Origin of the sequence: Paenibacillus sp. PvR133, from assembly GCF_017833155.1 — a bacterium.
GTDB lineage: Bacteria > Bacillota > Bacilli > Paenibacillales > Paenibacillaceae > Paenibacillus > Paenibacillus polymyxa_B.
In genome coordinates, this window is sequence record NZ_JAFIBS010000001.1 from 3,255,443 (window position 1) to 3,268,450 (window position 13,008).

Sequence of the window (13,008 nt, forward strand, 5' to 3'; positions counted from 1 at the left end):
GCTTCATGAGAAAAAAGTGGTTAGTTGTATTATTGGCCATGCTGACAGTATTAGCTTTTCCGGTAGGTGCGTTTGCTGCTGATGGTCCGACAAATATTCAACTTCAAGCTGGGTTAAACACGGCCTTTACGTTCTTGGCATTTATACTTGTATTTTTTATGCAAGCGGGATTTGCATTGCTGGAGGCAGGCTCGACACGAATGAAGAATGCGGGCCATGTCGCTGGTAAAACGATTCTCACCACGGGTGTTGCGGCTTTGTCCTTCTGGGCACTTGGATTTGGATTCGGCTTTGGTAATGATGGCGGCAACGGATTTATGGGACTGACGGGTTTCTTCATGAGTGGTACGGATGCTGCAGTATCGTTTGATGCTCTTTCAGGTCTGGATGTTCCGATTACAATTATGTTTTTGTTCCACTTTGCTTTCGCTGCGGTATCACTTTCTATCGCATGCGGGGGGATGGCAGAGCGTGCAAAATTAAGTGTATACATTATCTTCGGTATTTTATTCTCCATCGTAATCTATCCGGTTGTAGCTCACTGGGTGTGGGGCGGCGGATGGCTTGGTAAGTTGGGAATGCAGGATTATGCCGGTTCGACGGTAGTCCATTTGACAGGCGCTACGGCGGCACTCGTCGCTACACTGCTGCTCAAACCGCGTCTGGGCAAGTTCAATAAAGATGGCAAGCCGAACATTATCCCTGGTCATAATCAGGTGTACTCTATCTTGGGTGTTATTATTCTCTGGTTTGGTTGGTTTGGATTTAACCCAGGTAGTGCTGTATCGGCTATGAACGACGGATTCTTTGGATATGTGGCCTTGACTACCAATATTGCTGCTGCGGCAGGTGGAGTTTTCGCTTTGCTCGTATCCTGGATGGTATACGGAAAGGCAGATATTCCTGCTATGTTAAATGGTGTGCTGGCGGCTTTGGTTGCCATTACTGGTTCTTGTGCCTTTGTAGCACCTTGGGCGGCACTGGTCATTGGTGCAGTTGCAGGGATCGTTACTTTCTTCACAGCGCAATGGTTTGAGCGTGCAAGAGTAGATGACCCGGTATATGCTTTCTCCGTGCATGGTGTTGCAGGGATGTGGGGCGCAGTGTCCACAGGGTTGTTCGCTACTCCTGAGCTTGTAAAAATAACAGGTGTAGGTCAAGCGGGTCTGTTCTATGGTGGTGGATTTACCCAATTAGGAGTACAGCTGCTTGGACTGATTGGCACCTTGGCTTTCGTGTTCGTCATTTCCTTCATTATTCTGGGTGCGATGAAAGCAATTATGGGTATTCGCGTTACGGAAGAGGAAGAAACAATGGGACTGGATATCAGTGAACACGGTACGTACGGCTATCCTGAGCAAATGAAGTTGGTTGCTGAGGCTGAAAAGCGTTCTGGAATTGTGAACTAATATGTAAAATATAAAGAACCAGTATGGATGAGCGGAGGAGATGGAAGTATGGAACTGCAAAATATGGCCCCTTGGGTGAGTTCCGCCGAAGCGATAGATCATGCAGATACACCTGAATCGCTAAGGCAGGCCAGGGTCGACTCTCAAAAATGGCTGCTGGCTTCCCAAGCCTCCGCTCCGTTATCAGACTGGTTACGAACGGCGAATGAAATGCATGACCGCATCGCGGCCAGAGCTGTACAAATGTGCGAAAAAGGGATGGTTGAGGATGGCTTCGGCCCTCCTCCCGTCCCTTACGCATTTATAGCCTTCGGAAGCATGGGGCGCTCGGAATCGACGCTGTGGAGTGACCAGGATAACGGTATGATTATCAGTGACACAATATCTGCTGACAAAGAATTGTATTTTAGAGAGTTTGGTCGCAGAGTGTCTGCGATGTTAGAGTATTTGGGATATCCCAAATGTGAAGGGAAAGTAATGTGCTCGGAGCCGTTGTGGCGTCAAACATTGTCTGGATGGCAAAAACAGCTAACGAAATGGTCGGATGATTTTGCTTGGGAGCCGATCCGTTATCTGATTATCTCGTCTGATATGAGGCATATCGCTGGAGATGAGCGACTATCTGCAAACTGGAAACGAAGTTTTTATGAGTTGTTCCGAAAACATCCTGATTTACCCTCGGCGGTACTTAGGAACACAGTGAGGCATAAAGCGACACTTAATATTTTAGGTCAGATCGTTACCGAGCGCTTCGGTGAGCATGCGGGCGATTTTGATGTGAAATACGGATTGTACATTCCACTGGTGAACGCAGTCCGTTTTTTGGCGTTGCAACATGGTGTAGAGGAAACCTCCACCTTCAAAAGGCTCAGTCGTCTCGCATCACTGGAAGCGGCACCGTTGCCTTTACTCGATGCTTGCGAGCGAGCCTTTCGGATTGCGCTTCAGCTACGAATGGCTACGCCAGTGAAAGAGAATGATGGATTGCTGGTCAGCAATGGCTACCTGGCTGTAAAGCCGCTGAAACAAGGTAAAGGCTGGCATGAGTTGCGCGAGGCGCTTTCGACGGTACGACGGCTGCATCGTGCGTTGCAAAGGCAGTTGCGATTTATGGAAGGGAGAAGGTCATGAAGGAACCGGCGCAGGGAAGTGGCTTCTGGAGCGCTCTCCGCAGAGGAGGAGTACCGTCTGCGATCGCATCTGTAATGGGGGCTCCTACGGCTCAGCAGATGGCGTTTATTCGCTCCTTAACCCGGGAGCAACGGCGCTCTGAAGTATTGCGGACCCCGCTGGATCGTTTGGAGACGGTAGTTTTTGATCTGGAGACAACGGGATTTTCAGCACAGCATGGAGATGAGATTTTATCGTTCGGGGCGATTCGGGTTGTCGGGGACATGATTATGGAAAAAGAGCAGTTTTATACGCTTGTTAATCCACGGACTGTGATTCCTGAGCACATTACCGAGCTAACTGGGATTACCCGGGAAATGACGGATCAAGCTCCACCACTTATGAATGGACTGCACGACTTTATGTCCTTTGTAGGTGGGCGAGTACTTGTAGCACATGCTAGCGCTCATGATAAGGCCTTTTTGAATGCTGCGTTATGGAAAACATCTAAAGTCCAATTGACTCATCGTGTTCTGGATACGATGATGCTTGCCAAATGGCTCGAGCCACAGCAACATCAAACCTACAGTTTGGATGAATTGTTGGCCTACCAATCCATTCCGATTGAAGGGCGGCACCATGCGTTAGAGGATGCGAAAATGACGGCTAAGCTGTGGGTTGCGTATGTTCAGGAAATGCTGAAGCGTAACGTGACCAATTTGGCAGATGTCTACGCGCATTTAAGTCATGCCTGATTCAGTACGAGGCATAGCATTCATATACACATAAAAACAGCAAGTTCGCGATTTCGTGGGTTTGCTGTTTTTTTGCGTCCTGTTCAGATTTAGAAGGTTAGAGGTGGGAACAGTATGGGCATCCTATGGAGAAGGTAAGGGTCATTAGATGAAAGACAGGTGATAAGACGTGAAAAGATTTCTTTTCATCAGAGCGATGGTTATGCTGGTTGTGGTTGGGGCTTCATGGGGAGTTATTGCAAACACAACTTATGCAGCAAGCCTGTCCATAAAAAATGTACCATTAAAAGAGGAATATGGTAGAGAAAGAGTTGAAGCTGAGAAAGAGGTAGAGGCTGAAGCACATGCGGTAGAGGTAATGAAAAAGATAAAGCCTGGTCAACGGCTTCCTTCTTTGATTTTAAAGGGGTTAAATGGCAAGTCCTACGATGTAGGGGCCACGCGCAATAAAGCTTTGGTTATTAGCTTTTGGGCTTCGTGGTGCGACCCGTGCCGATTAGAAGCACCTATGCTGAATGAGTTGTATAGTAAGTACAAAGATGATGTGGATGTTTATGGTATCAATGTAACTCGCTATGATCGATTGGAGGATGTACAGAAGTTTTCCCGCTCTTTGGATCTCCAATTTCCCATTTTACTTGATGAGCAAGGAGCATTGTTTGAACGATTTGGAGGGGGGGCTTTTCCGACCCATGTACTGGTTGATCATCATGGACAGGTCCGCGAAATCATAATCGGAATGCTCAGTGAGCAGGAGTTGGAACGCAAAATAAAAACTCTTCAAAAAAAGAAGGTGTCTTTGGGAGCCGAGTAGACCGCCAAAGGCACCTTATAGCTCATGCGAGCACCTGATTAGTGATTAACTAATCCATGATGAGTAAGCTCTGCCTGATCGTTTTTGGGAGTTGGTGCTTCCAACAATGCGTAACGGAAACTGTCCAAGAGAGCTTCCCAGCTGGCTTCAATTACATTTTCAGATACACCTACGTTACTCCAGACGTCCTCGTAATTTTTAGACTCAATGAGCACACGTACCTTGGCGGCGGTGGCATCCTTTTCGTCAAGCACACGTACCTTGTAGTCAGCCAAATGCATGTCCCGCAAGGCAGGGAAATATTGAGAAAGAGCCTTGCGGAGTGCGTTATCGAGCGCGTTGACAGGACCGTTGCCTTCAGCTGCGGTATAGACACTCGTCCCTGCGACATTCAGCTTCAAGAATGCCTCGGATACGACCGGGCGGCCGGCTGTTTTCTCTACCAGCACTTTAAAGGACTCAAAAGAGAACATTTCCTTCACTTCACCGCCTGCTTCACGAATGAGCAGTTCCAGCGAAGCATCCGCGCCTTCAAACTGGTATCCCTGATGCTCCAGTTCCTTGATGCGGCTAATTACGCCACGTGCCTCATCACTGGATGGGTCAAGGGTGATGCCCAGCTCTTGCGCTTTGGATACCACGTTGCTTTGCCCGGCCAGTTCGGAGACCAAAACCCGCTGCTTGTTCCCCACGAGTTCAGGAGCGATGTGCTCATAAGTTCGCGAGTCGCGTAGAATGGCTGACACGTGAATGCCCCCCTTATGGGCAAAAGCTGCATTGCCAACATAAGGCTGGTTCACAGGCATATTGACGTTGGCGACTTCGCTCACAAAGCGGGCTGTATTGTGGAGTTGATTTAACTTTTCAATATCTAGACAGTCGTAGCCCAGCTTGAGCTGCAAATTAGGAATGACGGAGCACAGGTTAGCGTTACCACACCGTTCACCGTAGCCGTTGATGGTACCCTGAACCTGCCTTGCGCCTGCTTGTACAGCACTTAGAGAGTTCGCTACTGCCAATTCGCAGTCATTGTGTGTATGAATACCCAACTGTGACCTCGTAATCTGGCTTTGCAGCATAGTGACAATTTCCCGAATCTCATGCGGTAGGGTACCGCCGTTTGTATCGCACATCACGAGCCAATCCGCGCCTGCTTCTTCAGCTTTTTTCATAACGGCCATTGCATACTCGGGATTATTTTTATATCCGTCGAAAAAATGTTCGGCATCAAAAATAACCTCCATGCCCCCTTGCTTTAAAAAGGCGATGGAGTCGTAAATCATAGACAGATTTTCCTCCAGTGTCGTCTGTAAGGCGGTGTGTACATGAAAATCCCATGATTTACCTACAAGTGTAGCAGCCTGAGCGCCGGATTCCAGAATTCGTTGCAGATTGACATCCTGTGCTGCGATGCTATCTTTGCGGCGCGTGCTGCCAAAGGCGACAATCTTTGCCTGAAGGCCCAGCTCTTGTACCCGTTTGAAAAATTCGATATCCTTGCTGTTGCTTCCGGGAATCCCGCCTTCAATATAATGAACACCGAGATCATCGAGTTTTTTGGCGATTTTCAATTTGTCATCAGCAGACAAGCTAATTCCTTCTCCTTGAGTGCCGTCTCGCAGCGTTGTGTCAAAGATAGAAATAGCGGTGGACATGAGGGACTCCTCCTTTGCGGATTGCTCAGATTGGTGATGCTCTGCTTTTTTAAGCACATTAATTTAGTTGTTTAACGCTTAAAAACAGGAAAGCGTTAGTTTGTCGTGTTCGTATGTTAGTCGATTATATCAACTTATGACTTCAATTGTAATATATAATTATCATTTTTAGCCGCAAAACCATTATTTTTATGTAAAATAGAAATAGCATTTAAAAGTGTCTCAAGTATAAAATCAAAACACATATTCCCGCGATGACGGGTGAATTTACAGTTAAAAAGAAGGGTTGAGCATGAAAGATGTCAGTGCTTATTATCCGGCTGGTGGGCGAGTTATTCTGCATGTGGATATGAATGCATTTTATTGTTCCGTTCATGCAGCGGAGGAGCCGGAGAAATATAAGGGACTGCCTACCGCGGTGGCAGGCAGTAGTGAGCTGCGCAAAGGTGTAATTGTAACCTGCTCTTATGAAGCCCGACGATTGGGTATTTCAACAGGGATGGTCGTTCAGCAGGCTCGCCGGATCTGTCCACAGCTCATTGTAATACAGCCTGATTTTCACTTGTATCGTCGTTATTCCAAAGCATTTATGAGCATTGCATATTCGTATACGCCTATGCTTGAAGCGACTTCAATTGATGAGTGCTATCTGGATATTTCTGGCTCCAAACAGTTTGGAACACCTATGGAAATTGCTGAGGAAATCCAGCGCAGAGTAGAAGACGAACTGGGCCTGCCCTGTTCAATTGGAGTTGCTCCTAACAAGTTGCTGGCCAAAATGGCTTCTGATCTGAAAAAACCACGCGGGATATCTATTCTACGTTTGCGTGATGTACCCAATATTTTGTGGAACCTTCCTTGTGGTCAATTGTTTGGTGTGGGCCGCAAAACGGCAGATAAGCTTCTACAAATGAATATTCGTACCATTGGGCAGCTGGCTAAGGCCGATGAGCATATGCTGGTTGGCGTATTTGGTGTGACGGGTTCGTGGTTAAAATTGGCCGCTAACGGAATTAACCATTCACCTGTCAGCACTGAGCGGGAGCCAAACAAGTCCATTGGTCACACGACTACCCTGCCTATGGATGTGGTAAAGCTGGAAGAAGCCCAACGGGTACTTCTTAACATTAGTGATCAGGTGGCCCGGCGGCTTCGACGACACGGTATGCTGGCAGGAGGTATACAATTGACGATTCGGACGCCGGATATGAAGACCTTTACGCGTTCTCAAGTCAGGAGCACTCCTACGGAAAGTGCAGAGGACATATATAAGGAAGCTTGTGCGTTGTATCGTCGCCATTGGGGAGAAGATAAGCCTGTACGCTTACTGGGGATTACGTTACAGCAGCTCATTCCAAAGGAGGAAGCGGCCGTTCAAATGGATCTATTTGAATACCAGGATCAGCCTAAGAAAGAAAGCTTATTGAAGACGATGGATGCACTGCGCGATAAGTTTGGTGAAAATGCAATTTTGACCGCTGGGATGCTGGGAGATGATCCTTCGGTACTTCTGCGCAACTCCAAGCTGCGCGGAACTTCGCTGCAAAAAGACAATCTACCAACTCCGGAGTGAGCTTTTGGATAGATTATTGCAAGCATCAGAAGCTTACGTTATAAGCATTTTTTACACGAAGGATAAAGGAAAATAATTTGTAATAATATTGGGTTTGTATTAATATGTGAATAGAATGTAAAAGCTGGTTTGTTTGATTGTATAGGAGGAAGAGAAAAGTTATGGCTAAATACACTTGGGTAGAAAAAGATACATGCATTGCTTGCGGAGCCTGTGGCGCTACAGCACCTGACATTTATGATTATGATGATGAAGGTTTGGCTGAAGTGATCTTTGAAGGGGATGCAAACCAAGGCATCAAGGCAATCTCGGATGATTTGTTTGATGATATGCAGGATGCTTGTGACGGTTGCCCTACAGATTCCATTAAAGTAGCAGACGAGCCGTTCAATAAAGAAGGTTAAGCGTAGGCTTCTTTGATAGGCACAGCACCGACAGCTCCCTTCGCCGTATAACGGTGAAAGTAAGCTGTCGGTGCTGTTTTTTTTAGATTATAGAATGGTTCAGCGGAGCTGAGCCATTCTATAATCTAAAAAAATTTCTGCCAAACGCGGTCTGGCTTCCGTGAAAGTCCATCGATAGACGTTTTTTTTATGTGCTGTCCATCGAGTCTATTTTTACCGATATACATAATAGGAAGTATGCAAGATTACACGATCAGGAGGATCCGATGAACCATTCGCCTCATCTTAAATCGTATGTAAAAAAACACCCTGATAATAAAATGGCCTGGTATTTACTCGGCAAAGAGTATGAGAGCAGCGGTCAGGAGGGCAAAGCAAATTATTGCTTCAATCGCGCAGGAGAAGTGTTCGAAGCCTTCGAGCATAAACAGATTCCGGCAGACGTATGGATGGAATATCAGGATAAACTGGTTCAGATGTCCAAGGAGAAGGAGCGAAGGACGGCTCGAACACGCCACCTGTTAACTGCGTTAATGGTACTACTGCTCATATGGGTTCCTTCAGCCAATTCACCGAGACCCTCAAATGAAAATACATCTGTTCCATCCGGAACTGAGCAGGCAGCAATTGATAATATTGAAGTTACGAAAGTGGCCACTGCTGATCCGAAGGAGATGGCCCAGATCGGTGTGGTTGGTGGTGTGTTTACGGCTCAAGCTCGAAAAGGGAGTGGAGCTGGAACGGGGCTTACTGATATGTTGGCTAAGACTAGCCGATTGCCGTCCAAGACTACGGTGTTGGGCATGGAGCAAGGGGGCTCGTGGCTGCTCTGGAGAGAGGGCATGAAGCCATTACTTAGTGTACAGAACAAAGGAAACGGCGAATTAGCTGTTCAGTCTTACGACGCCGCTGCGTGTGCTTGCAAGCCGTCAGACAGTGAAAATCTTCGCAAAGCAGGTCTAAAATGGGCTGCTGGACAGGAGGAATTAGCTGTGTTGAATAGCTCCATGCGTGCTTTTCGCTCACAGCATCAACGTCTTCCCCAGAGTCTTGATGAACTGACTCGAGACTTTCCCGCTAACACGATGTACGGTACGACAGACGGGATGAAGAAGGCTTTTACACCTGTGCGTAATTTACTTGCTTCACCTGGACAGGGAACAGGGAAGGCAGTAGATTTAGACGCTGACTCGTCGGCCGAAAACAGTCCATTACTGGCATCGTCATTGCACGGACGACCTTTTCTGGGGCAACCGCTGCGAATTGTGGTGGACAAATCTAAGCACAGGCTCGCCCTGGTAAGTGGCAATGTACTTATTCGAAATTATCCTATCGGTTTGGGTGGAGAAAGAACACCAGAAGGGAAATTTGTGATTAGCGATAAAGTAGTAAATCCGAACGGTAAATCCAACGGTGAGTTTGGTAGTCGTGGAATGCAACTGTCTGCAACGAATTATGCCATTCATGGCACGAACGAGCCGGACAGCATTGGCAAAAATGAGTCGTTGGGTTGCGTCCGAATGGGTAAAGAGGATGTGGAGGAATTGTTTGCACTCGTACCTTCGGGTACGGAGGTGGTCATTGGTAACGGGGGATTGCCTGATCAAGTGCTGGTGCCTGGTTCTCGATTTACAAGTGAGCCGCAGCATGACCAGACGAATCCCCGCAAAACCTATCACTGGTTAAATTAACGTTTTGATGCTATTGCTACTTGGTGTTTAACGATTTCCTGCTTGTGCTAAAACAATGACCAGAATAATCACAATGATGAGGAGAACAAAGCTGACGGCGGTCCATACAATCGCTTTCTTGTTCACCTCATCCTTTTTCTTTTGCAGACTGGGCGGCTTGCGCTTGGTCTTCATATCAGCAATCCCTCTTTTCTAACGGGCTAAGGTCTTGTCTTACTATGTCCATTGTAAATGGTTTGATTATACATTTTCAATGACATCTCCATGACAACTGAATTGTTCTGATACTACACCTCGCAAATTACTTTCTTTTTGGTATGGAAAAAGCTAAACTATTTTGTAGAGATGTTTTTTTAGGATTGTGCAAGGGCATAGAACGGAGTGGATGAATCGTGTTGTATCGAAGGATTGCGAAACCTGTTTTTTTTAAAATGAGTCCAGAGACGGCCCATCATGTAGTCATTGACGGCTTAAAACATGCGGGTTCACTCCCTGGTGGAGCAGCGACACTGCGAGGGATGTACGGAGTCAAGGAAACGGAGGATCTTGCCGTTGATCTGTTTGGCATTCATTTTCCCAACCCGATTGGACTGGCTGCAGGACTGGATAAAAATGCAGAAGCGGTTACTGGTTTTTCTTCCATCGGGTTTGGATTTATGGAAGTGGGAACGGTGACACCTGTGGGACAGCCCGGCAATGATCGGCCCCGTTTGTTCCGACTGCCTCCCGATGAGGCGTTAGTCAATCGGATGGGCTTTAACAATCTGGGTGCTGAGAGCATGGCCAAACGTCTGGCTGCACTCAAACATCGACCTGTTCCGGTCGCAGTTAATATCGGTAAAAATAAACTCACGCCCAATGAGGATGCTCATAAGGACTATGAAAAGTGTATTTCTGCACTGTATCCATATGCGGACTTCTTTGTAGTGAATATTAGCTCGCCGAATACGCCGGATTTACGAAAGCTCCAGCATGGTCATGAACTGAAGTCGCTATTGGAAGCGGTTCGGGCAGAGATGGGAGTCCAGGCGAAAAAGTATGGCAATGCCAAGTCTGTACTGGTTAAAATTGCGCCGGATGTATCGGATGAGGAATTGGAATATATGACAGACGCGATTGCTGCCAGTGGAGTAGACGGCATTATTGCGACCAATACAACAATATCCAGAGCTGGTCTGACGCACCGAAATGCGAGTGAAACAGGAGGGCTGAGTGGTAAGCCGCTGCGTGACCGTTCCACAGAGGTCATCGGACGGGTGTATCGCCAGACGGAAGGTAAGCTGCCTATTATCGGATCAGGCGGCATCTTCACGAGTCGTGATGCCTATGACAAAATTAAAGCAGGCGCAAGCCTGATTGAAATTTATACAGCATTGATCTACGAAGGGCCGGAAGTAAATAGGGCTATACATGCTGGCCTGCGTGAGCTGCTTCGAAAGGACGGCTTTAGACACATTAACGAGGCTGTTGGTGCAGATCACAGATAAAAAAGTGTTGTCGGAAGAGACAGGAGGTACGGGGATGGACGGAAGAGACTGGGGAACATTTTTACTGCCATACGATCAGGCGGTGGAAGAGCTTAAGGTCAAGTTCAAAACAATGCGTGCGGAGCTGAAAAAGCGCGAGGAATACGCTCCTATCGAATTCGTAACCGGACGGGTTAAAAAAATATCAAGCATCCTCGATAAGGCGAAGAGATTACAAGTTCCTTCTGATCAGCTGGAGACGGGAATCGAGGATATTGCAGGCATTCGCATTATGTGTCAATTTGTAGAGGATATTCGGCGGGTGGCCGAATATATCAGAAGACGTAAGGATTTGACCGTACTGTATGAAAAGGACTATATCACCAATTATAAAGACAGCGGCTATCGCAGCTTTCATATGATTGTGGAGTATCCGGTTCAAACAGCAGTGGGGCTGAAAATCGTGCTGGCAGAGATTCAAATCCGCACGTTGGCTATGAATTTTTGGGCAACCATAGAGCATTCTCTTAGCTATAAGTATCGTGAAAGCTTGCCTGATAATATGCGCACACGGTTGAAAAAGGCAGCTGAGGCAGCCTTTGTATTGGATAATGAGATGTCTTCCATGCGTCTTGAAATATTGGAAGCGCAGAAAAAGTTCGAGGATGAAGCCAATATCGTATCCAAAGTGCTAACAGGTATGCATCGGCTGTATTTCTACCATAAGATCAGTGAAACGATTGATGCGCAGCGCAGATTTAATGAACTGTGGGAACGGCACGACATGGAAGGAATCAAGCTGCTTCACGATGAGGTTAAAGAGATGCTAGAAGCCTCTACCAAGGAAGAAGACAGGGATGAATATTAAATGGCAAACCTTTCCTACGAACCGCTGTACGTGACTTATTTGGTATACTTCAATCGGGATCGGGATTACTTTGAATGTCATGAGGTACTGGAAGAGCTGTGGCTTAAGCTGGACCGTGACCCTGTATATAAAGGTTTGCTGCAAGTTGCTGTAGGACTGTATCATTTTCGGAATGGTAACTATCGTGGTGGACATATGATGCTGGATAGTGCGGTCCACCGGCTGGAATATGCTCCTTCGCAGGCGCTGGGCATTAATATGGCGAAACTGGTGGACGAGGCGCGCGTTTGCGCCCGTCAGCTTGCTGAAGCTGTTATGACCTGCACGGAAGAGCTTCAGCACCAACCGCCGGTTTATCGGGATTTGACGATTGAAATCGTCGAGCCCGGGTTGCGCCGTGCCGTGGAGAAGGCATCGTCGTCCATTCCAGTCAACATCCCGCAGCACAGAGGTCCTCGGCGTGGGGAAAAGCATGAGCAGCGTCAGCAGGCGCTGGAAGCTTCAATTAGGCGAAGACAGGCCGCTGGCGGATCGGGCTTTGTCTCGGTGGAAACGAAGGATGCGCCTTGAGTTTGAAGCACATGCACATGGTAAGCAAGCAGCCCGATCCGTTTCATGGGGATCGGGCTGCTTTATCGTTTCAGGTGTGTGAACGTTTGACTAGGAGGTTACGTTCTTTTTATATTTCTCAAAGAAGGCTTTGAAATCGTCGAGTGTGTACCCATTGTCCGAAGGACTTTCCTTCAACCCGCCTACCATACGTTCCTTTTCCACGCCTTTTTCGTAATAAATGAGCGTAGGGGTATACTCAATCTTATACTTGTCCCAGCCATCCTCATACTCACGCAGGTTAAATTCGTGCATCGTGATGTTCTCCTGCTTGCTCAAAGGCAAGAGCTTGGGAGTAGTGGCGCGGCAATGCACACAGTCGGACGCGAAATGATAGACGAAAAAGTTTTCCTTTTTATCAATTTTGCTCTGTAGATCTTCCGGCTTAATAATTTGCTGATAGTTCGGGTCATTCAGCAACTCTTGAGTAGCAGGATTTAACGAGGCTGTGGAAACGCCATACAGCTTGTTCTTAGTGCCTGAATTTAAAGCGAGCAGCACTCCAAGCAAAATGACCAGCACAACAAAAAAGCCGATGACAGGTATAAGCTTTTTTTTGTTGGATTTTTGTGCGTTCAATGCAATCTCTCCTATCAAAATTCAAAATATGTAGCTATGAATCTCATTATTATACAACATTACAGCTTGTAGTGA

At 47.1% G+C, this 13,008-nt stretch carries 13 protein-coding genes; 10 read left to right on the forward strand and 3 right to left on the reverse strand.

The genetic code is table 11. The annotated features are described in order from the left end of the window. Window positions 1-5 precede the first annotated feature (5 nt). The 4 genes from JOE49_RS14410 (at window position 6) to JOE49_RS14425 (ending at window position 4,088) form a co-directional block, all read left to right on the forward strand. Window positions 6-1,409 carry an ammonium transporter gene (locus JOE49_RS14410; RefSeq protein WP_013309724.1) on the forward strand — a complete coding sequence of 468 codons (1,404 nt, stop codon included), beginning with the start codon at window positions 6-8 and terminating at the stop codon, window positions 1,407-1,409. A gap of 48 nt (window positions 1,410-1,457) precedes the next feature. Further along, entirely contained in the window at window positions 1,458-2,540 is a 1,083-nt protein-coding gene (locus JOE49_RS14415) for a DUF294 nucleotidyltransferase-like domain-containing protein (RefSeq protein WP_023988026.1), read from the forward strand. Next, window positions 2,537-3,274 (forward strand): exonuclease domain-containing protein, encoded by a 738-nt coding sequence (locus JOE49_RS14420; RefSeq protein WP_023988027.1) that lies wholly within the window; start codon window positions 2,537-2,539, stop codon window positions 3,272-3,274. The genes JOE49_RS14415 and JOE49_RS14420 overlap by 4 nt, the downstream gene beginning before the upstream one ends. A gap of 169 nt (window positions 3,275-3,443) precedes the next feature. After that, window positions 3,444-4,088, forward strand: a complete 645-nt coding sequence (locus JOE49_RS14425; RefSeq protein ID WP_209941633.1) for a TlpA family protein disulfide reductase — start codon at window positions 3,444-3,446, stop codon at window positions 4,086-4,088. Between the two features lie 38 nt (window positions 4,089-4,126). Here the strand turns inward: JOE49_RS14425 and cimA are convergent, their stop codons facing one another. Continuing rightward, window positions 4,127-5,743, reverse strand: coding sequence for a citramalate synthase (gene cimA, locus JOE49_RS14430; protein WP_028542818.1), 1,617 nt, complete (start codon window positions 5,741-5,743; stop codon window positions 4,127-4,129). 292 nt (window positions 5,744-6,035) lie between these two features. Here cimA and JOE49_RS14435 point away from each other — a divergent pair, with 292 nt between their 5' ends. The 3 genes from JOE49_RS14435 (at window position 6,036) to JOE49_RS14445 (ending at window position 9,411) form a co-directional block, all read left to right on the forward strand. Further along, complete coding sequence (locus tag JOE49_RS14435) at window positions 6,036-7,316, forward strand: DNA polymerase IV (protein ID WP_023988030.1); 1,281 nt, start codon at window positions 6,036-6,038, stop codon at window positions 7,314-7,316. Window positions 7,317-7,477: 161 nt separating this feature from the next. Then, a complete protein-coding gene (locus tag JOE49_RS14440; RefSeq protein ID WP_023988031.1) occupies window positions 7,478-7,720 on the forward strand; it encodes a ferredoxin in 243 nt (80 codons plus the stop codon). Between the two features lie 266 nt (window positions 7,721-7,986). Then, window positions 7,987-9,411 (forward strand): L,D-transpeptidase, encoded by a 1,425-nt coding sequence (locus tag JOE49_RS14445; RefSeq protein ID WP_209941635.1) that lies wholly within the window; start codon window positions 7,987-7,989, stop codon window positions 9,409-9,411. Between the two features lie 27 nt (window positions 9,412-9,438). Here the strand turns inward: JOE49_RS14445 and JOE49_RS14450 are convergent, their stop codons facing one another. Beyond that, a complete protein-coding gene (locus JOE49_RS14450) occupies window positions 9,439-9,585 on the reverse strand; it encodes a hypothetical protein (protein ID WP_023988033.1) in 147 nt (48 codons plus the stop codon). 218 nt (window positions 9,586-9,803) lie between these two features. Here JOE49_RS14450 and JOE49_RS14455 point away from each other — a divergent pair, with 218 nt between their 5' ends. From JOE49_RS14455 to JOE49_RS14465, 3 genes are read left to right on the forward strand one after another with little or no spacing between them, the layout of a single operon-like run. Beyond that, window positions 9,804-10,898 carry a quinone-dependent dihydroorotate dehydrogenase gene (locus tag JOE49_RS14455; protein ID WP_023988034.1) on the forward strand — a complete coding sequence of 365 codons (1,095 nt, stop codon included), beginning with the start codon at window positions 9,804-9,806 and terminating at the stop codon, window positions 10,896-10,898. A gap of 34 nt (window positions 10,899-10,932) precedes the next feature. Continuing rightward, window positions 10,933-11,745 carry a GTP diphosphokinase gene (gene yjbM / locus JOE49_RS14460; protein ID WP_023988035.1) on the forward strand — a complete coding sequence of 271 codons (813 nt, stop codon included), beginning with the start codon at window positions 10,933-10,935 and terminating at the stop codon, window positions 11,743-11,745. Beyond that, window positions 11,746-12,315, forward strand: coding sequence for a DUF309 domain-containing protein (locus tag JOE49_RS14465; protein ID WP_209941637.1), 570 nt, complete (start codon window positions 11,746-11,748; stop codon window positions 12,313-12,315). A 90-nt stretch (window positions 12,316-12,405) separates the two neighbouring features. Here the strand turns inward: JOE49_RS14465 and JOE49_RS14470 are convergent, their stop codons facing one another. Beyond that, the gene (locus JOE49_RS14470; protein ID WP_013309735.1) at window positions 12,406-12,933 is read right to left on the reverse strand and encodes a thioredoxin family protein; all 528 of its coding nucleotides are present in this window, start codon (window positions 12,931-12,933) and stop codon (window positions 12,406-12,408) included. Window positions 12,934-13,008 lie beyond the last annotated feature (75 nt).